Genomic DNA, 18,625 nt, shown 5'->3' on the forward strand with positions numbered 1-18,625 from the left:
TTGGCCGGCCTGGGCTAGCCTTCGGCGGCCATGGCCATGATCGCTTTCTTGGCGCGCTGGATCGAAGCCGGGCTCATCGAGAGTTCGGTCAGCCCCATCTTCACGAAAGTCGCAATCAGATCCGGACGGCCGGCCGCCTCACCGCACATGCCGACCATGATACCGGCGGCGACGCCGGCTTTTGCCGTCATTTCGATCGCCGACATGACGGCCGGATTGGTGACGTCATTGAGCTTGGCGACGGTCGGATTGAGCCGGTCGGCGGCCATGATGTACTGGGTCAGATCGTTGGTACCGATCGAGAAGAAAGCGACCTCCTTGGCCAGCGCCGGGGCAATCAGCACGGCGGCCGGGGTTTCGATCATGACGCCGAGATCGAATGATGCGTGCGGCACGCCTTCGGCTTTCAGCTCGGCCGTGCATTCGTCAACCAGCACGCGCGTCTGCCTGACCTCCGAGATGTCGGACACCATCGGCAGCATCACCTTGATGTTGCCGTGCACGGCTGCGCGCAGCAGCGCCCGCAGTTGGCGCTTGAAGATGTCGGGCCGGTCGAGACACATGCGGATGCCGCGCCAGCCGAGGAAGGGATTCTCCTCGTCGGGAAATTCGATGCCGGCAATCGGCTTGTCACCGCCGATGTCGAGCGTGCGCACAATGACCGGATAAGGCGCAAAAGCCTTGGCCAGCGCCGCATAGGTCTCGGCCTGCATGTCTTCCGAGGGCAGATGCATATGGCGCATGAACAAAAGCTCGGTGCGGAACAGGCCGATGCCCATGGCACCAGCCTCTTGCGCCGCTTCGATTTCCTCGAGTGAGCCGATGTTGGCCGCCACCTCGATGATCCTGCCGTCCGCGAGCTTCGGCGTCACCGTCTTGAAGATGGTCAGCCCGGCGCGCTCCTTTGCCGCCGCTTCGACGCGGCCGGCGAAATCGGCACGGGTCGCCTCGTCGGGGTCGATGATCACATGGCCGGCATTGCCGTCGAGCGCGACGTCTCGCGCGGTACGCAAGGCATTGACCTGGTCGCCGAGGCCGAGCACGGCCGGAATGCCGTGCGAGCGCGCGATGATGGCGATGTGCGAGGTGGCGCCGCCATGGCCGCACACCACGCCGCCGATACGCTTCAGCGGCGCGCGTGCCAGATCCCAGGCGCCGATGTCGTCGGCGATCAGGATAGCGCCTTCAGGGATGTTTTCGAGGCTGACATCGTCTTGGCCCAGCAACACCAGGCAAATCTGCCGCCCGACCGCATGAACGTCATCCGCCCGCGCGTTGAGATAGTGATCGTCGACGGCGCTGAACTCGGCGGCAATGGTGGAGGCGGCGGTGATGACGGCGGAAACCGCGTCGTTGCCGCCCTTGATCAGGCCCTCGGCCTCACCAGCCAGGCTGTCGTCGGCGGCGATATCGCGCAGCGCGGCGACGATGCCGCGGTCTCCAGCCGACAGGCTGTCCTGCGCCAACGCATGATCCATGCGGGCCTGGACCGCGCCGACGGCCGTGCGGAACCTGTCGATCTCGCCTTCTATCTCCTCGGCCCGCAACATGCGGCCCTGTCCGGCGATATCGGGTGGGAAATGCGCAAAGGCCGGGCCGATGGCGAAACCTTCGCTGGCGGCCACGCCACGCAAGCGGTTTGCCCCGCCAGGTGCCGCCGGCATGGATCCCGGCGCGGGTGCCGCTTCCTGCCCGGCATCGTTGGCCGGGCTCTGCGCTTCCGCTTCATCATCGAGGCCGGCCCGCGGATTCTCGAGATAGCCGATCAGCGCCTCAAGCGCCTCGATGGCATCGGCACCATTCGCCCGCACCGTGACTTCCTGGTTCTCCTTGACCGCCAGCAGCATCAGCTTGACCGAACTCTTGGCGCTGACCGCCTTGCCGTCCTTGACCAGTTCGACGTCGGATTCGAAGCCCTTGGCGAGCTTCACGAACCGCGTCGCGGGACGGGCGTGCAAACCTTCATGCACTCTGACGATGGTCGAGCGTTCCATGGCAAATACTCTGGTTTTGGGCGCCGCTCCCAACATGGGCCGCGGCGCGAATGCTGTCAGGCGGCGATGGTGATGATCGCGCCGGTCTTCAGGGCGGCCACGAGCGCTTGCGGATCGACTTGCGACGCACAGATCTCGCCCGGTCTCTCGGCTTCGGTAGCGCCGTTGAACGAAATGACGACATGGCCCATTTCCAGCACCTTGCTCCACGCGCTGGAGCCGACCGCTGTGATAACAGCGGCAACCGGGCCGAGGGTGATCGAAGCGCCCTTGGCGGGCGCTCCGTCACTTGGTCCCTGCTCCGCCTTGTGGAGCACCGAAACCTCGGCAAGCTCCGGCGGCGAGCCATCCGCAAACAGGATGACCACGCCCCCTTCGGCAAGGTCCGCCACTTCGGGGCCGACGGCAGTGACCCGTGTTCTCAAAAGAACCGTCATATGGCGAACCTCATTTTCTCAACTTTCCCTAGAGCGGTGAACCGCTCTATCTCTTTGTTTTGACGCAATTTCCAAGGGAAAGCATTGTGCGCTTTTCCCGGAATTGCCTTAGAACACGATCAGGCTGACGACCCAGGCGATCAGCACCGAGACCGGACCCATGATCTGGCGGCTGATGAGCACCGCCGGAACGCCGATTTCGATCGTCTTAGGCTTGGCCTCGCCGAGCGCCAGGCCGACGGGGACGAAGTCGCAGCCCACCTGGGTATTGTAGGCAAACAGCGCCGGCAGTGCCATTGCCGGCGAAATCGTGCCGTTGGCGATCTGCGGGCCGATGATGGCGACGCCGATGACCTGCGCGATGACAGCGCCTGGCCCGAGGATGGGCGACAGGAACGGCAGGCCGCAGATCGCCGAGATGATCAGCAGGCCGACGATGTTGTTGGCCAGCGGACCCATGGGCTGCGCCAGCACATCGCCGATGCCGGTATACAGGATCAGACCGATGAGCATGGTCACGAAGGCCATGAACGGCAGCACGTTGCGAATGACCTGATCGATGGTGCGGCGGCCGGCATTGAAGAAGATGCCGACGATACGTCCCATGACGCGGCCGATCGTGCTGATGAGGCCGATCAGCCCACCTTCGCTCGGCAGCGGCTGTGGTGCCGCGGTCGCATTGTTGCTTGAACTCATCGCTGCTGCTCCCCCTGCAGTCGTGATCGTTTCGGATCCGTCCGCCATTGTGATGTTGGCCGGCTTCACGCCCGAAACGTAGATGTCCTCGGTGATGAACTGGGCCAGCGGCCCGGATTGACCGACCGGCGTCAGATTAACGGTCGGGATACGTTTGCGCGGATAGACGCCGCATCGTGCGGTGCCGCCGCAATCGACGACGACAACCGCCATCTCGCTTTCGATCGGCGGTGCCCTGAAGCCGTCGACGGCCTCGGCGCCGGTCATGTCGGCGATCAGCTGCGCCACCGGGTGAATGCCACCACCGGTCACGGAAACCACCTTGCTGCGCTGTTCGGTCGGCTCGATGATGAGCGGGCCACCCCAGCCGGTTTTGCCCTGGGAGATCTTTACGGCTTTATATGTCTTGGCCATGATGTCCTCCCCGCCCTTACAGCTCGACGCCTTGGCGGCGTGCCATGATCGCGGTGATGCGTTCGGTCAGCATGCCCTTGAGCAGGATGATGACGAGGCCGACGATGGCGTACCAGATCGCCACCTTGACGTGGTAGCCGGCGACGACGACGCCCTTCTTTTCCAGCTCCAGCAGCGCGACGAGAATGCCGCCCCAGACGAAATACTCGCCGGGATTGATGTGCGGGAACAGGCCGAGCGGCGGGTGCACATAGGACACGGCCGCGTCATAGAAGGCTGGCTTGTGCTTTTCTTCCAGGAACGATCCGAACGTATAGGCCATCGGATTGGTGAGGAAGAACACCGCCAGCAGCGGCAAAAGCGTGTAGCGCGTCAGCGCGATCCGGCCGGCGCCGCGCGCCAGGCCATGCACGCGCTCTTCACCGACCAGTTCGGTGACGGCATAGAAGGCCGTCATCAGCACCACCAGCGTCGGAATGATGCCGGTGACGAAGCCGGCGAAGACCTCGCCACCCTTCTGGAAGATGCCGATGAAGTACTTGCCGATGGCAGTCAGCCAGCCGAGCTGCTCTTCCTGCTGGACGTCCTTCAGCTTTTCCTTGAACTGATCGACGGTGATCGGTCCGCTGTCCGCTTGTGCGAGGACAACGAGATGGTCGGAGGCATGCTCGACAGCGAGCTTGCCATGCAATGCGGCATCCGAAACCATGGCACCTGCGACATGCAGATTGTGCACGGCCATGTCGGCATGCTGCGCCAACAACGAAAATACAGACATTTCTCCTCCTTATGCCACCCGCCGGTTGATCCCAGTCGGTGTGCGGCGTCCTCTATCCCTTTGATTTAGAGCCCGGAATCATCCGGCTCTAAGCCCTTGCTACGTTCAAACCGGACAGGCCCGGCTTCTTCCCCGGCTCCGACCGTGTCTTGTCGATCTGCTCGATCGCCCGTTTCACGGCCTCGGCCACACCGGGTTCCCCCTCCCCCATGATTGCAGGGTTGGACCGGAGTCGATCGAGGGGAACACCCTCGAATTCTTCATGTCTCTTGAACTTGGTGAAGACGGAACGGCCGCTCATCACCATCAGGCGGCGCACGACCAGATCGGGCGTCACCACGACGAGCGCGATGGTGCCCTTGGCCAAGCGGCCGCGAAAATTGCCGGCTCCGACGAAGCCGTCCTTGTACTGGTCGGTGACGCCCCTGAAGACATCCGAATAATGCCGCATCTGCAGCCAGACGCCGAGCGACTGCAGCGCCCACACGATAACCAGCAGAAGCAGTCCCCACTGCCAAATCGCCATTCGGTTCTCCTCCCGAAGCCTCAGTTGAATCGCACCTTGGACCGGCGCGTGACAACAGCAAAGTGAGAACATTTGTTTCCGAGAATGTCAATATGTATGATATTGGCCTCTGAAGCGGTCATCCACAGGGCCGCTGACAGATTTCGGCGGCGGCGCCCTTGTGCTAGGCTGACCGGGAAACAGGATACGAGGAAACATGGACCTGCCCTTCAGGGACGAACTGGCCTTGATGCCCGATCTTCGCCATCGGCTGCGGCAGTTGCGCTGGTTCCGCGCCACCTTTCGCGGCAGCGCCAAGGTGGTCTCGGACACGTTCGGCGTGCGCTTCGAGATCGACGAGGCCAAGCTCACCAGGGCCTTTCTCGACTGGGTCGAGATCATGGAGGAGCAGAAGCGCTTCGCCGCGATCGACCGCGCCGACTTCATCGTCTTTGCCGCCGGCCTCGTGCTGCGTGAGCTGATAAAACAGGCGCCGGCCAGGGAAATCTCCGGCCTCACGCAGCTGATCGAGACGGAAACGAACGCCGGCACGCTGGAAATCGTCCGCTTCTGGCCGGAGGGTTTCCTCTACACCAACTACTGCGTCTCGGTGATTTCGGCAATCCACGAACAGGAATTCGGCACGGCACCCGGCATCGACAAATGCGCCGACGATTTGCGCACCTGGTGGTCCTATCGCGAGAATGTGACCGAGATGCCGGCCTATGCGGTGGCTTTCCTCGACCGCTTTCTCGGCGCCGAACCGAACTGGATCACCCCGGATCGCGCGCAGTCCCGGCAAGCCATGCAACGGGCGCTCGGGTCTTCCCGTGCGAGCGATGCGTTGCGCCAGCTTTGAGCCCGCTCTTCGCGCCCCCAAAACCGCACGTGCTATTGAACATTTGACTTTTTGCCGATAGCGATGTGCGAAAATTGACTCGAGAGGGAAACGCGTGGCGCGACCAAGGCCTATTATTTTCGATTGCGACGGCGTTCTTGTCGACAGCGAGCCTCTGGCCGCCCGCGCCTATGAGCGCGTCTACGAAAAGCACGGCATGCCCGGCGTCAACACCAGCATCATCGCTCAATGCATCGGCATGAAGCAGTCCGATATCATCGCCAGGATCAAAGATTTGACCGGCCACCAGTTTCCGGCGGCGGCGGACGGCGACATCTGGGCCGAGACCAAGGTGCTGTTCTCGCAGGAATTGAAGCCGACACCGGGAATCACTGCGTTTCTGGAGGCGCTCGCGGGCGATCGCTGTGTCGCCTCGTCCTCCTCCGTCGAGCGCATAAACCACAGCCTTGCGGTGACCGGGCTGGCGCGTTTCTTCGGCGATGCGATCTACAGTTCCTCGATGGTCAAGAACGGCAAACCCGCGCCGGACATCTTCCTCTTCGCGGCGGACAAGATCGGCGCCAATCCCGTTGACTGCATCGTCATCGAGGACTCGCCCTTCGGCATCCAGGGCGCGATCGCCGCCGGCATGACGGCGATCGGCTACACCGGCGGCGGCCATACCTATGCCGAGCACGCCGCGCGGCTGACGGCTGCCGGTGCCGATTTCGTCTGCGCTGACTGGCAAGAAGTTAGCCGGCAATTGGCTAGGTTTGGTGTGCCGGCCTAGTTTAGACGATACTTTGTGAATCCACGGCTGGCCCATTCGCCAGGCGGCACGAGTGAGCCCACACGGAAGTTGAAGGACAGGACCCTCGTCGCATCGGCGTCGACTTCGCATCGGAAATTTAGGTTGTACCAAGCGTTTCTGGTGCTGAAAGCGGCCTGCGGAGGATTGAGAACATTGCCTTTGTCCAGCGTAATGGTTGGCACCCATTTGACCGTATAGTCGGCACTTTGCAGTTCCCGGCTCAGAACATTGCCGCAAAGGGTGGCCACCCGCTGACCGCGCGGCACATTCTCCATGGAGCTTGTAGCGAACGCATTGCCGGTTGCCCCTTGCGAGTAAAGCTTTCTGACGCCCGGAAGGCCGGAATAGATTGGTGATCCTGCAACGTCGTTGTTGGTGGGATTTGACCTTCCAGCATTCCCGATCGGCGCTTTGAAAGCTCTTGCGGATTTGAACGTCATTGTCTTGGCAGGTTTGGACTTTGCCTTTGCAGTCGAAGCTGGAGGCGCCGGCTTGTCACCGGTCTCAGCCGTCAATGGCTTTGGCGTCACGACGGCTTGCTTTTCGTCAGGTTGCGGTGCGAGTTCTTGTTTGTCCGGCTGCTGTTTGTCGGTTTCCTCGGTCGCCTGCTTTTCCTCGCCTTGCGCGGGCTTTTCGTCCGGCGCAACGGTGGCCGGCTTCTCGTCAGGCTTGCTGGGGTCTGCCTTCTGCTGTGGCGTTGCAGCCGGGGCGGGCTCCGTCGGCGCGGGTGTCGGCGCGACAGGCGGCTTTGCAGCCTCATCCTTGGCCGGCGACGGCGTGTTGGGTTTAGCGCTGCTTCCGTCGAGCGATTTCTCCGGCCCGGTATCTTTCTGGCCGTACTGGAAAACGCGCTTCAGAACCTGGTCGTCTGGCGGTTTCGGCGGCGGCGGCTTTTGTTCAGGCGGCTTTTCAGCCTTCTTTTCAGGTGTCGGTTCCGGCGGCTTTGGAGCAGGTTTCGGCTTGGGCTTCTCGGGCGGCGGCACGATCGCGACATTGACGGGCTGTTCCTGCTGAACCGGCTGCTGCTCGGGTCTCGGCAGGCCATAGATCAGAAACGCCGCGATGAGCGCATGCAGGATCAGCGATGCGGGCAAAGCCCACAGCAAATGCCGCCGCCGTTCTCCTGTTTCGCCCTTCATCCGCACCGATGTGGAATGAAATAGCGGCGGCTTCAAGCATAGGTAGTGGATTGGCTTGATTTAACCGCTGACAGGTTGGTGATCGGATGACGACGCGCAGACCTCAGGTCAGCCAGTTTGCCGCTGGCGCGGGATCCCGTCCAGAAACCGTTCGTCCAGCCGCGTCTCGCCAAGCCAGTTCAGCCGGTTGATGCTGATGAAGCCGGCATCGATCGCGTCGTTCTCGTCGCCCGGCTGGCTGTCGTGAGCCCGCCCGCGCGGCACGGTGATGACCGTGCGGTCGCCGTCGCTCTCCACGATCTCGGCCTTGCGGGCGATCTTGTCGCGACCGATGCGCGGCTGGCGGATTTCGGCCGGCAGCGAGGTCGGCAGGTTGATGCTCAGCCAATGACCCTCAGCGGCCCAGTCGGCGCGCGATTGCCACAGGGACACGATCAGCGCGCCAAGCCATTGGTCGTCGCCATCGGTGAAATCAGGATTTTTCACGCGTGAGAAGCCAATGGCCGGAACGCCCCAGAAAGTGGCCTCCCGCGCAATGCCGAGCGTGCCGGAATAGGCAAGGTCCTCGGCAACGTTGCGGCCATCGTTGACACCCGACAGCACCAGATCTGGCTTCTTCGTATCGGCGAACAACCAGGTCATGGCGCTTACCACGCAATCGGCCGGGGTGCCGGAACAGGCGTACCAGTTCGGTTTGAGGCGCCGCATGGTCAACGGCCTGGCAATCGTCAATGACGAGCCGGCGGCGGTGCGCTTGCCGTCGGGCGCGACCACCCAGACATCGCCGCTCAACGCGCTGGCGGCCGCGACCAGACGGGCAAGCCCCGGCGCTTCGATGCCGTCATCGTTGCAGATCAGAATTCTCATCGTTTTCTTGCCTCCGACACCACTATGCGCTGGCCGGTGCGGCATTGCGTGCGCAGCGAGGGGATGTGGGATTGCAGGTCGCCGAGAAGATCCGGCGTGCAGGAATGGCCGAGTGCCGCGGGACGGCCGGCCTTCTCCCAGATATCGACATTGCCCGACAGCGTCGGATGGGTCGGCATGCGTACCCAGTCCGCCCGACCGGCCTTGTGCAACACATCGCCCGGCGAACCTGACGGCAGATGCCCGGTAAGCAGCACCGGAAAACCGGAATGGTCGGCACGCGGCAAGAGGCGCGACGATGGGCCGGCTTCACCCATGCCGTCATCCGCCAGCAGCGGCATGGACGGCAGGGGATCGGCATCGGTCCAGTCGGCTGCGTCTTGCAAGCGGCGGCGCAGCAACGTTGAAACGCCCGGCAACAGGGCTGCCGTGGCGCCGATCTGCGCTTCCAGGGACGAGCGCATGCCGGCATGGATGGCGAACGGCCCTGGCAAGGCCGCGATCAGCTCCAGCGAGCGACCAGAGAGCGGCGTCGGCAAAAGACACCCGTCCGAATGCCTCGCAACCCATTGCGAGATTTCGAGCGCCCGCGCCGCCCCCGGCACCGGATCGGCGCCATAGGAAGCATCGAGGACAAGCAGGTCGCAGTGCGGGATGGTGTCCATGACGAAGACATTGCTGTCCGGCACCACATCGGCGGAATAGGCGACACGGCTCTCGCCATCGTCGACGGCAAACCAGACGCCGCCCACGACATGTCCGGAGCGTCCCGTCCGGATCGTAAGATTTCCGCTCTTCAGCGTATCGCCGGGTTCGAACAATTCGATGCGATCTTCGGGAAAAGGAAACCGCCTGAAATCCTCGGGCTCAGCATAGCCGGCGAGCGTGGCAGGCGCCTCGTCTCGGGTCTCGGCGGTCATGAAGATCGGACCGGCATAACCGCGCGACAGCAGCCAGCTCAGCGCGCCGACATGATCCTCATGCGCATGCGAGACGAACAGCGCATCGATGTCGGCGACCGAGCCGTTCAGCGCCGGATAGTAGTCCGCCCCCGAGGCGCCGACCTTGATGCCGACGTCGAGCAGGATGCGATCCTTGCCGCTGCTGACAGCAAGGCTGGTGCGGCCCTTTTCGCCAAAGCCGCCGAGCAGGTCGAGCATCATCACGATGCCGCCCCCGCCGCCGGGATCAGCCAGCCGGAGCGTATCCGCAGGCGTGCCTGGGCTCCGCTCTCCAGCGCGACCGGATCTGGCTGTTCGAAATGCAAGGTGAGGTCGGGATTGGTCGAAGGCGTGAATTCGATGCGCGCCGAGCCGCCCTGATAGATCACCCGCTTGACCAGGCCATCGAAGCCGGGACCGTCCGGCGACACGTCGAGATCGGCCGACCGGCAGCAGACCTTCGCCCCGGTTCGCGGCCGCTCGCCTGGCCGGCAGCGGACAATCAGTTCAGCGCCGAGAACGCGGACCTTGCAGTGCCCTCTTTCTTCCGCGCTCAACACATCCGCAGGCAGCAAAATGCCCTGCGAAATGAAGGAAGCCACCATTTCATTTGCCGGCTCATGATAGAGTTCGCGTGGCGTCGCCAGCTGGGCAAGACGCCCGCCATCCATCACCGCGATCCGATCGGCCAGCGCCATCGCCTCGGCCTGGTCATGGGTGATGTAGACGATCGTCGTGCCGGTGCGCTTGTGGAAGGACGCGAACTCGTCCTCCATCGAAGCCCTCAGATGCACGTCGAGATTGGCCAGCGGCTCGTCGAACAGAACCAACGAGGGCGCGGCGACAAGGCAGCGCGCCAATGCCACGCGCTGGCGTTGGCCGCCGGACAGATTGGCCGGCCGACGCTCGCCCAGCCCTTGCAGATTGACCAGGGCGAGTGCGTCTTCAACCTTCCGGCGGGCGACGGCCTTGTCGAGCTGCGCCACCTTCAGCGAATAGCCGATGTTTTCGGCGACCGTCATGTGCGGCCACAGCGCGTAGTTCTGGAAGACGATGCCGACGCGCCGCTTTTCCGGCGCGACGCTGCCGCCCTTGCCCGACACGACCTCGCTGCCGATACGGATCTCGCCTGACGTCACCTTCTCGAATCCGGCAACGAGCCGCAGCAGCGTGGTCTTGCCGCAGCCGGACGGCCCGAGCACTGCCAGGAACTCGCCGTCGCCGACATCGATCGATACGTCCTTGACGGCATCGAAATTGGCGAAGCTCTTGGTCACATTGTCCAGGCTCAATCGCGCCATGGCAGCACTCCGGTCGGAAGGTAGGGGGCAAGCAGATTGGTCACCAGCATCAACAGGAAAGTGACCGCCACAGTGATGACGGACATCGCCGCCGCATAGTTGGAATCGCCGCCCTGCTCGAAGGAAAACATCACGACACCGATCGTCTCCGACCCGGACGACCACAGCAGCGCCGAGACGGTGAGTTCGCTGAGCGCCGTCATGAAGATCAGTAGCCCGCCGGCGATGGCCGCCGGTGCCACCAGCGGAAAGATGATCGTGCGCATGCGCGTGAACAGCCCGGCGCCGGCCACTTGCGCCGCCTCCTCCAGCGCCCGGTCGATCTGGTGATAGCCGCTGATGGTTGGCCGCAGCGCCAGCACCAGGAAGCGGGCGAGATAGGCGTAGAGGATGATCCAGACGGTGTTGTAGAGCTGGATGCCGGTCAGCGGGATCGGCCGCAGGAACATGAGCAGCGAGGCGATCGCCAGCACCACGCCGGGCAAAGCATAGGGGAGCTCGACCGACAGATTGAGCAGCCGCACCCAGCGCTGCTTGCCCCATGCGATCAGATAGCCGATCGGCACTGCGACCAGGACCGCGAAGAAGGCCGCCGCGATCGACAGCCAGAAGCTGTTGAAGAAGGCGCGGCTGGCCGCGTCATGCTCGAACAGCACGAAGCGATAATTGTCGAGCGTTGCCGTCTTGGCGGTGAGCGCGATGCCGTAGCCCGGCACCAGCGATGTCAGAACCAGCCCGAACAGCGGCAGGAACAGCACCACGATGATCAGCAGCCACATGCCGGCCTGGACCGTAGGCCGCCAGCGACCGAGCTCATAGGGTTCGGCCGAAAGCGACGTGGAGCTGATGCGATAGTCGCGGCGGCGGCTCATGATCTCCTGGGCAAGGATACCCGCCATCGCGATAATGCCGATCAGCACCGACAGGAACGCGGTTTCGCCGAGCACGGCGGGGCCGCCGCCGGCCAGCTTCTGATAGATCAGCGTCGGCAGCACGAGATAGTTGGCGGGAATGCCGAGAAAGGCCGGAATGCCGAAATTGCCGACGCATGAGACGAAGGCAAGAGCAGCGGCCGCCATGATCGACGGCGTCATCAAGGGCAGCACGATGGTGACCAGCACGGTGAACCAGCCGGCGCCGCCCGCCCGCGCGGCTTCGACCAGCTCGCGCGGCAGCTTGCGCAGCCCGGCGCGCACCAACAGGAAAACCAGCGGGCCATACTGCACGCCGAGCAGCAGGATGATGCCCGATGTCGAATAGAGCGGGTTCCTGGTACCGAGCGGCGGTGCCGCCCCAAACAGCTTGAGGAACGGGCTTGCCGGGCCGAACAATTGCAGCCAGGCCAGCGCCGTCACCTGCGGCGCGATCATCAAGGGCATGACGTAACAGAGCACCATGGCGCTGCGAGCGCGGATATCGGTCAGGGTGACGAGGACGGCCACCAGCGTTCCAGACAGCACCGCAAGCAGGGTGCCGCCGATACCGACGACCAGTGTGTGCCAGGTGGCGATCCAGGTCGCCGGACTGGCGAGCCCCGCCTTTATCGCGACGGTCGACAGCGTGCCGCCGGGCGCCACGATCTCCTTGATCAGGCGCAGCATCGGCAGCAGGGAAAGCAGGACGATGACGATGGCTACCGCCGCCGTCAGGACCATTTCCTGGCCCCGGCTTTCCCTGATCCGTGTTGACATGATTGCGTTTCCTGGGGTCGATCAGCCGATGCGATCGGGGTTTTGCCCGTCAGGGATACCGCTGGGACGGCACCCCTGACTGGATTGCCGGCTCAGCCGCCGAACAGTTCCGAGAACTTCGCCTTGTCGGCGTCGGTTTTGGCGACGATTGCCTTGGTGTCGAACGGCATCACCTTGACCTTGACGCCTTCCGGCAGCCATTCGGGGCGGCCGACCGAGGCGCGCGCCGGCAGATAGCCCATCGAAAGCGCAAGCTTCTGGCCGTCATCGGAAAGAATGAAGTCGACGAACTTCTTGGCGCCGTCGACATTCCTGGCGGTCTTCATGATGGCGACCGGTTCGGTCACTGCCGGCACACCTTCCGAGGGGAACACGAACTCGACTGGGGAACCCTTCTTCTTGGCGTTCATCGCCATGAAGTCGACCAGGATGCCATAGGGCTTTTCGCCTGATGCCACCGACTTCAGCACCGCACCATTGCCGCGCACGCTGACGGTGTTGTTGGTCTTCAGCTTCTGGAAGAAATCCCAGCCATAATTGGCGTCGCCGACGAAGCCCGAAAGCAGGTAGGCGGCGGCACCCGAATAGAGCGGGCTCGGCATGACCAGGCCATCGGCATAGGCGGGCTTGGCAAGATCGGCCCAATGCTGCGGCTTCTCGGCCGCGGCGGTGTTGTAAACGATGCCGGTGGTGATCAGCTTGCTGCCGAAATAGGTCTTGTCGGCGTCATAGGCATCCGCCTCGATGCCATCGAGCTTTGCCTCGGGATACGGCAGTAGCCGGTCGTCCTTCTTCAACAGCTCCATCGAGACCGCATCGGCGATCAGAAGCACGTCGGGCTGCGGGCTGCCGGCGGCAAACTCGGCCGCCATCTTGGTGAGGATGTCGCTCGTTCCGGAGCGATAGATATTCACATCGATACCCGGCTGGGCCTTCTTGAAGGCATCCACGGTCTTGGCCGCGTCGGCTTCCGGCTGGGACGTGTAGAGCGTCAGTGTTTCGGCGTTTGCCACGCCGGCAAACAAAGTTGCCGCGAGCGCCAGCTGGCTGGCCAGCAGCTTGATGAAGTGCGTCTTCAATGAGACCTCCTGTCTTTCTGTGCATGACCGGTCCGGCTCTGGCCGGCTCCCCGTCTCTTCCTCCCTGCACGGCGCATATGACTGGTGGATGACACAGCGCGTGAAACCCACAAAATATGTTCATATGTACGATGTCAATTACAAATGAACAGAAATGTGCGACAATCGACACGCCGCAGATCCGGCATCAGTTGACATCCGGCCGGTATTTCCTTGATGAGCACCGGTCAGGCCACGGCTCATGAGGGACAGGAACCGATGACCACAGAAAAACCCAGACAGGCTCGCCTGCCGATGGTCTCGTCGGACCTTACCGTCAAGACGGCATGGCTCTACTATGTCGAAGGTTTCACCCAGGAACAGATCGCCGAAAAGCTCGATGTGTCCAGGGTGAAGGTCATGCGTACGCTGGCCTCCTGCACCGCCGAGGGCATTGTCGTCACCATGATCAACGCGCCGACCGCCGGGCAGGTGGCGCTCGAGCGGGGACTGGAAAAGCGCTGGGGTCTGAATGCCGCCGTCGTCATCCCGACGCCTTCGGCGCATGACCATCTGGAGAAGGCCATCGGCCATGCCGTCGCGGCCTATCTCGGCGAGCAGATGCAGGACGGCATGACGCTGGCCATCGGTGGCGGCGCGACCCTGCATGCCAGCCTCGGCTTCCTTGCCCGCCGGCAGTTGAAGCGTGCCTGTGTGGTGGCGCTCGTCGGCAGCCTGCCGCACTCGCAATGGATCAATCCGTCCATCGTTGCCGCCAAGGTAGCCGATGTCTTCGAGGTCGACAGCTACCAGATCACCGCGCCGGTCACGGTCGACAATTCCTCGCTGCGCGATCTCCTCTGGGCACAGCCGACCCTGCAGGATGTACGCCAACGCGCGGCCGCCGCCGACATCGCGCTGCTCACCGTCGGCGACATGTCGCCGGACGCCACCATCTTCCGGCATGGCATCGTTCCGTCATCGCTGATCGCTCCGTTGAAAGCGAAGGGCGCGGTCGCCAACATGCTGTGCTATTTCGTCGATGCCAATGGCCGTTTGGTGGACCACGAGGTAAACGGGCGTGTCATGGCCATCGATCTCGATGTGGTCGGCAAGGTGCCGAATGTGGTTCTCGCCGCGGGCGGCAAGCGCAAGGTCGCGGCGATCCTCGCCGCACTGAAAGCCGTCGACACCAATGTGCTGATCACTGACAGCGATACCGCCACGGCGCTGCTTGCCAAGGGCGGTTAGATCAGCCCGCGCTCGCGCAAAAAATCCTCGACGCCGACATGGGTCATGGATTCGAATTCGGCGATCGCCTCGGCCACCCGCTTGCGCTGCGCCGCCAACAGTGTGAACACCTGCTTCATCTCGCCGGAAACACCAAAACGGCTCCACCGCTCGGCGATATGCGTGGGCAGACCGATGTCGGCGCAGAACGCGTCCAGACTGTCATAGCCGAGGCTGGCGACGAGCTGCCTGGTCTCCTCCGCCGACATGCGAGGCTCGAAGGCGTGGTCGTGCAGGCGCTGCGCCACCAGCTTGATGTCGGATGGCGACGCACCCATGACCTTGCCGAACAGGGTTTTGACGTCAGATGGGTCGAATGCAGGCATATTTGGCCTCCCTGGATCGCAATCCAGATAGAACATGGGTCAAGGGTCAGCGCCTGACAAGTCGTTTCTGTCGCAAGCCGGCGCATCAGTCGGCGCCGGCTTCTGCTTGGTGGATCAGACCAGCAGGCCCATCGGATTTTCAAGGAGGTTCTTGAAGGCGACCAGCAGTTCGGCACCCAGCGCACCGTCGACGGCGCGGTGGTCGGTCGACAGCGTCACCGACATCATGGTGGCTATTCTGATCTCGCCATTCTTGACCACCGCCCGCTCCTCGCCGGCGCCGACCGCCAGGATGGTCGCGTGCGGCGGGTTGATGACCGCGGCAAAATCCTTGATGCCGAACATGCCGAGATTGGACACCGCCGTGGTGCCGCCCTGATACTCTTCCGGCTTCAGCTTGCGGCTGCGCGCGCGACTGGCCAGGTCCTTCATCTCGTTGGAGATGGTGGACAGCGTCTTTTCGTCGGCTTTGCGGATGATCGGTGTGATCAGGCCGCCGGGGATCGACACCGCGACGCCGACATCGGCGTGCCTGTGCTTGACCATGGCGCTTTCAGTCCACGAGGCATTGGCATCGGGCACTGCCTTCAGCGCCATCGCCATCGCCTTGATGACCATATCGTTGACCGACAGCTTATAGGCCGGAGCATCACCCTTGTCGGTCTTCTTCACCGGGGCTGCCGCATTGATCTGCGTGCGCAGCGCCAGCAGCGCATCGAGCTCGCAGTCGAGCGTCAGGTAGAAATGCGGAATGGTGGTCTTGGCCTCGACCAGGCGGCGGGCAATGGTCTTGCGCATATTGTCATGCGGGACAAGGTCGTAGGAGCCCTGTTCGAACAGTTTCAGGACCTGATCGTCCGACATCGCCTTTACCGGCGTGGCAGGAGCAGCAGCGGGCACGCCAGCCGGAGCCTTGGCGGCAGGCGCCGTCTCGGCGCCGCCACCGGCAATGGCCGCGTCGACATCCGCCTTCACCACCCGGCCATGCGGACCGGTGCCAGATATGGTCGAGAGGTTCAGGCCGGCCTCACGGGCCAGGCGCCGGGCAAGCGGTGTTGCACGGCCGGCCGATGGCGACTGGCCGATCTCCGCCCTTGTGGGGGAGATGCCAAGTGGCGGCAAAGAGGGCAGGGCAGAGGGGTGCGTGACAGAATGAGACGTTGGCGCGACAGCGCCCCCCTCTGTCGACTTCGTCGACATGTCCCCCGCGGGTGTGGAGATTGGCGCGACGTCCTGCTTTGCCGCAGCAGCATCAGCCCCATAGGCCTCACCGTCGGCATAGATCCACGCCACGGCAGCGCCGACCGCAATATCGACACCCTCTTTGCCGGTGACATCGCGCAGGACGCCGCTGGCCGGCGCATCGATTTCCATCGCCGCCTTGTCGGTCTCGATCTCGAACAGCACATCGCCCTTCTTGACGTGCGCGCCCTCCTCGGCAAACCAGCGCGAGATCTGTCCGGTCGCCATGTCCATGTCGACCTTGGGAAGAATGACTTCGGTCGGCATATCTCAGCGAACCCCTTTCACGAGGTCGCGCGCGGCGGTGATGATGTCCGGAATTTGCGGCACCGTCGCCTTCTCGAGTTCCGGATTGTAGGGGATCGGCGTTTCGGCGCCGCCCAGCCGCACGATCGGCGCGTCGAGATAGTCGAACGCTTCGCTCTCGGCGATCATGGCGCTGACCTCGGCGCCGATGCCCAGCGTCTTGACCGCTTCGTAGACGCATAGCAGCCGCGACGTCTTCTTGACGCTGTCGATGACGGTCTGCTTGTCCATCGGCCGGATGGTCCGAAGATCGACGACTTCGACGTCGATGCCTTCGCTCTCCAGCACGGCTGCCGCGTCGAGCGCCTTCTGCACCATGATCGAGGTGGCGACGATGGTGAGATCCCGGCCCTCGCGGCGGATATCGGCCTTGCCGATCGGCACGGTATAATAGCCTTCGGGCACCGGGCCCTTCATCTTGTAGAGCAGCTTGTGCTCGAAGATCATGACCGGATCGGGATCGGCGACCGCCGCCAAAAGCATGCCCTTGGCATCATAGGGGGTCGCCGGCTGGATGACTTTCAGACCCGGCACATGGCCGAGCCAGGCCTCGAGGCTCTGGCTGTGCTGCGCGGCCGCACCGGTGCCGGAACCGGCGGGAAAGCGCATCACCACGGGAACCGAAACCTCGCCGCCCAGCATGAAGCGCATCTTGGCCGCCTGGTTGACGATCTGCTCCATGGCAAGCGTGGCGAAATCGGAAAACTGGAACTCGAAGATCGGCCGCATGCCGGTGAGGGCAGCGCCCACCGCGACGCCCGCGCCGCCCAGTTCCGAAATCGGCGTGTCGATGACGCGGTCAGCGCCGTAACGTTCGACCAGGTCGCCGGTGACCTGGAAGGCGCCGCCATAGACGCCGATATCCTCGCCCATCAGGAAAACGCGCTCGTCCATGTCCATGGCGATCGCCATGGCCTCCTGGATCGCCTGGGCGTAGCTCAGTTCACGCACCATCGCGTCCATCACGCCTGCTCCGTATACACGTAATTTCCCGTCTCGCTGATATCGGGCGATGGGCTCGCCTTGGCGAACTCGATGCCCTCGGCGATCTCTTGCGCCACGGCATCGCGAATGGCCTCGATGCCCTTGTCGTCGATGAAGCCGAATTCCCTGAGCTCGCTTTCGAACAGGGTGATCGGATCGCGGTTCGACATCCAGTCCTCGATCTCTTCCTTGGTGCGATAGCGGTTGCGGTCGCTCTTGGAATGGCCGCGATGGCGGTAGGTCTTGGACTCGATCAGCGTCGGCCCCTCGCCGGCGCGGGCTCGGGCAACAGCCTGATGAGACGCCTCGGCGACCTCGGAGAAGATGTTGCCGTTGACGATGACGCCCGGCATCGAATAGGCGGCGGCGCGCTCGGCGATGTTCTTGACCGCGGTCGAGCGGGCTGTCGATGTCGACATGCCGTAGCCATTGTTCTCGCAGACGAAAATGACAGGCAGCTTCCAGACCGCCGCCATGTTGAGCGCCTCGTGGAAAGCGCCTTCATTGTTGGCGCCATCGCCGAAGAAGGAGACCACGACCTTGCCGGTCTTCATCATCTTGGAGGACAATGCCGCCCCGACGGCGATCGGAATACCGCCACCGACGATGCCATTGGCGCCGAGATTGCCCTTGCCGACATCGGCGATGTGCATCGAGCCGCCACGGCCCTTGCAGTAGCCTGTGGTCTTGCCGAAGAACTCGGCGAACATGCGCTTGACCTCGGCGCCCTTGGCAATGCAGTGGCCGTGACCGCGATGCGTCGAGGTGATCTGGTCATCCTCGGCAAGCGGCATGCAGATGCCCATGGCGCTGGCTTCCTGGCCGATCGACAAATGCATGGTGCCATGGATGAGGCCGCGCGTGTAGCACTCCTCCGCGCCCTCTTCGAAGCGGCGGATCAGGTACATCTTGTGGAGCACCTGCTTGAGCTGCTCGGCGCTGTACTGGCGGTAGACGAAGGGCAGATTGGCGCGATTGTCAGTGACGGCTTTGCTGGCTGTGGCCAT

General features: G+C 63.4%; 18 protein-coding genes. 3 read left to right on the forward strand and 15 right to left on the reverse strand.

The features are described from left to right. Positions 1-14: 14 nt before the first annotated feature. The 5 genes from ptsP to LB559_RS15710 all read right to left on the reverse strand — a co-directional run bounded on the left by ptsP (position 15) and on the right by LB559_RS15710 (position 4,845). On the reverse strand, positions 15-1,994 hold the full coding sequence (gene ptsP, locus LB559_RS15690; RefSeq protein WP_224674444.1) for a phosphoenolpyruvate--protein phosphotransferase: 1,980 nt from the start codon (positions 1,992-1,994) through the stop codon (positions 15-17). Between the two features lie 56 nt (positions 1,995-2,050). Further along, the gene (locus tag LB559_RS15695; protein WP_224674445.1) at positions 2,051-2,431 is read right to left on the reverse strand and encodes a PTS glucitol/sorbitol transporter subunit IIA; all 381 of its coding nucleotides are present in this window, start codon (positions 2,429-2,431) and stop codon (positions 2,051-2,053) included. 108 nt (positions 2,432-2,539) lie between these two features. After that, a complete protein-coding gene (locus LB559_RS15700; protein WP_024503717.1) occupies positions 2,540-3,541 on the reverse strand; it encodes a PTS glucitol/sorbitol transporter subunit IIB in 1,002 nt (333 codons plus the stop codon). A gap of 16 nt (positions 3,542-3,557) precedes the next feature. Further along, a complete protein-coding gene (locus LB559_RS15705) occupies positions 3,558-4,319 on the reverse strand; it encodes a PTS glucitol/sorbitol transporter subunit IIC (RefSeq protein ID WP_224674446.1) in 762 nt (253 codons plus the stop codon). An 88-nt stretch (positions 4,320-4,407) separates the two neighbouring features. Beyond that, positions 4,408-4,845, reverse strand: coding sequence for a transcriptional regulator GutM (locus LB559_RS15710; protein WP_013529327.1), 438 nt, complete (start codon positions 4,843-4,845; stop codon positions 4,408-4,410). A gap of 196 nt (positions 4,846-5,041) precedes the next feature. Here LB559_RS15710 and LB559_RS15715 point away from each other — a divergent pair, with 196 nt between their 5' ends. Both LB559_RS15715 and LB559_RS15720 read left to right on the forward strand, forming a co-directional pair. After that, positions 5,042-5,683, forward strand: coding sequence for a hypothetical protein (locus LB559_RS15715; protein WP_224674447.1), 642 nt, complete (start codon positions 5,042-5,044; stop codon positions 5,681-5,683). A 94-nt stretch (positions 5,684-5,777) separates the two neighbouring features. Next, positions 5,778-6,452 (forward strand): HAD family hydrolase, encoded by a 675-nt coding sequence (locus LB559_RS15720; protein ID WP_013529325.1) that lies wholly within the window; start codon positions 5,778-5,780, stop codon positions 6,450-6,452. On the opposite strand, the gene LB559_RS15725 is transcribed toward LB559_RS15720, so the two are convergent. The 6 genes from LB559_RS15725 to LB559_RS15750 form a co-directional block, all read right to left on the reverse strand. Beyond that, on the reverse strand, positions 6,449-7,612 hold the full coding sequence (locus tag LB559_RS15725; protein ID WP_224674448.1) for a DUF930 domain-containing protein: 1,164 nt from the start codon (positions 7,610-7,612) through the stop codon (positions 6,449-6,451). The two genes, LB559_RS15720 and LB559_RS15725, sit on opposite strands and share 4 nt — an antisense overlap. Before the next feature lie 108 nt (positions 7,613-7,720). Continuing rightward, the gene (locus LB559_RS15730; RefSeq protein ID WP_027162942.1) at positions 7,721-8,479 is read right to left on the reverse strand and encodes a 5'/3'-nucleotidase SurE; all 759 of its coding nucleotides are present in this window, start codon (positions 8,477-8,479) and stop codon (positions 7,721-7,723) included. Then, a complete protein-coding gene (locus LB559_RS15735) occupies positions 8,476-9,642 on the reverse strand; it encodes an MBL fold metallo-hydrolase (RefSeq protein ID WP_224674567.1) in 1,167 nt (388 codons plus the stop codon). The genes LB559_RS15730 and LB559_RS15735 overlap by 4 nt, the downstream gene beginning before the upstream one ends. Then, the gene (locus tag LB559_RS15740) at positions 9,642-10,721 is read right to left on the reverse strand and encodes an ABC transporter ATP-binding protein (RefSeq protein WP_224674449.1); all 1,080 of its coding nucleotides are present in this window, start codon (positions 10,719-10,721) and stop codon (positions 9,642-9,644) included. Before LB559_RS15740 ends, LB559_RS15735 begins: the two co-directional genes overlap by 1 nt. Continuing rightward, a complete protein-coding gene (locus LB559_RS15745) occupies positions 10,709-12,412 on the reverse strand; it encodes an ABC transporter permease (RefSeq protein ID WP_063169128.1) in 1,704 nt (567 codons plus the stop codon). Before LB559_RS15745 ends, LB559_RS15740 begins: the two co-directional genes overlap by 13 nt. Before the next feature lie 92 nt (positions 12,413-12,504). After that, positions 12,505-13,491: an ABC transporter substrate-binding protein gene (locus LB559_RS15750; protein ID WP_224674450.1), complete on the reverse strand. Its 987-nt coding sequence runs from the start codon at positions 13,489-13,491 to the stop codon at positions 12,505-12,507. Between the two features lie 258 nt (positions 13,492-13,749). On the opposite strand from LB559_RS15750, the gene LB559_RS15755 reads away from it, so the two are divergent. Then, entirely contained in the window at positions 13,750-14,721 is a 972-nt protein-coding gene (locus LB559_RS15755; RefSeq protein WP_027162947.1) for a sugar-binding transcriptional regulator, read from the forward strand. On the opposite strand, the gene LB559_RS15760 is transcribed toward LB559_RS15755, so the two are convergent. The 4 genes from LB559_RS15760 to LB559_RS15775 all read right to left on the reverse strand — a co-directional run bounded on the left by LB559_RS15760 (position 14,718) and on the right by LB559_RS15775 (position 18,625). Further along, entirely contained in the window at positions 14,718-15,086 is a 369-nt protein-coding gene (locus tag LB559_RS15760) for a hypothetical protein (protein WP_013529317.1), read from the reverse strand. The two genes, LB559_RS15755 and LB559_RS15760, sit on opposite strands and share 4 nt — an antisense overlap. Before the next feature lie 114 nt (positions 15,087-15,200). Then, the gene (locus LB559_RS15765) at positions 15,201-16,595 is read right to left on the reverse strand and encodes a pyruvate dehydrogenase complex dihydrolipoamide acetyltransferase (protein WP_224674451.1); all 1,395 of its coding nucleotides are present in this window, start codon (positions 16,593-16,595) and stop codon (positions 15,201-15,203) included. 3 nt (positions 16,596-16,598) lie between these two features. Beyond that, positions 16,599-17,597 carry an alpha-ketoacid dehydrogenase subunit beta gene (locus LB559_RS15770; protein WP_027163140.1) on the reverse strand — a complete coding sequence of 333 codons (999 nt, stop codon included), beginning with the start codon at positions 17,595-17,597 and terminating at the stop codon, positions 16,599-16,601. Next, a complete protein-coding gene (locus LB559_RS15775; protein WP_224674452.1) occupies positions 17,597-18,625 on the reverse strand; it encodes a thiamine pyrophosphate-dependent dehydrogenase E1 component subunit alpha in 1,029 nt (342 codons plus the stop codon). The genes LB559_RS15770 and LB559_RS15775 overlap by 1 nt, the downstream gene beginning before the upstream one ends.

The organism is Mesorhizobium sp. BR1-1-3 (assembly GCF_020165455.1).
Lineage (GTDB): Bacteria > Pseudomonadota > Alphaproteobacteria > Rhizobiales > Rhizobiaceae > Mesorhizobium > Mesorhizobium ciceri.

Excerpts from the sequence above, each read along its gene's own strand:
- LB559_RS15725 (WP_224674448.1), bottom strand. The coding sequence starts at position 7,612 with ATGAAGGGCGAAACAGGAGAACGGCGGCGGCATTTGCTGTGGGCTTTG.
- LB559_RS15710 (WP_013529327.1), bottom strand. The coding sequence starts at position 4,845 with ATGGCGATTTGGCAGTGGGGACTGCTTCTGCTGGTTATCGTGTGGGCG.
- ptsP (WP_224674444.1), bottom strand. The coding sequence starts at position 1,994 with ATGGAACGCTCGACCATCGTCAGAGTGCATGAAGGTTTGCACGCCCGT.
- LB559_RS15730 (WP_027162942.1), bottom strand. The coding sequence starts at position 8,479 with ATGAGAATTCTGATCTGCAACGATGACGGCATCGAAGCGCCGGGGCTT.
- LB559_RS15715 (WP_224674447.1), top strand. The coding sequence starts at position 5,042 with ATGGACCTGCCCTTCAGGGACGAACTGGCCTTGATGCCCGATCTTCGC.
- LB559_RS15705 (WP_224674446.1), bottom strand. The coding sequence starts at position 4,319 with ATGTCTGTATTTTCGTTGTTGGCGCAGCATGCCGACATGGCCGTGCAC.
- LB559_RS15765 (WP_224674451.1), bottom strand. The coding sequence starts at position 16,595 with ATGCCGACCGAAGTCATTCTTCCCAAGGTCGACATGGACATGGCGACC.
- LB559_RS15695 (WP_224674445.1), bottom strand. The coding sequence starts at position 2,431 with ATGACGGTTCTTTTGAGAACACGGGTCACTGCCGTCGGCCCCGAAGTG.
- LB559_RS15735 (WP_224674567.1), bottom strand. The coding sequence starts at position 9,642 with ATGATGCTCGACCTGCTCGGCGGCTTTGGCGAAAAGGGCCGCACCAGC.
- LB559_RS15740 (WP_224674449.1), bottom strand. The coding sequence starts at position 10,721 with ATGGCGCGATTGAGCCTGGACAATGTGACCAAGAGCTTCGCCAATTTC.
- LB559_RS15700 (WP_024503717.1), bottom strand. The coding sequence starts at position 3,541 with ATGGCCAAGACATATAAAGCCGTAAAGATCTCCCAGGGCAAAACCGGC.
- LB559_RS15770 (WP_027163140.1), bottom strand. The coding sequence starts at position 17,597 with ATGGACGCGATGGTGCGTGAACTGAGCTACGCCCAGGCGATCCAGGAG.
- LB559_RS15775 (WP_224674452.1), bottom strand. The coding sequence starts at position 18,625 with ATGGCCACAGCCAGCAAAGCCGTCACTGACAATCGCGCCAATCTGCCC.
- LB559_RS15745 (WP_063169128.1), bottom strand. The coding sequence starts at position 12,412 with ATGTCAACACGGATCAGGGAAAGCCGGGGCCAGGAAATGGTCCTGACG.
- LB559_RS15760 (WP_013529317.1), bottom strand. The coding sequence starts at position 15,086 with ATGCCTGCATTCGACCCATCTGACGTCAAAACCCTGTTCGGCAAGGTC.
- LB559_RS15755 (WP_027162947.1), top strand. The coding sequence starts at position 13,750 with ATGACCACAGAAAAACCCAGACAGGCTCGCCTGCCGATGGTCTCGTCG.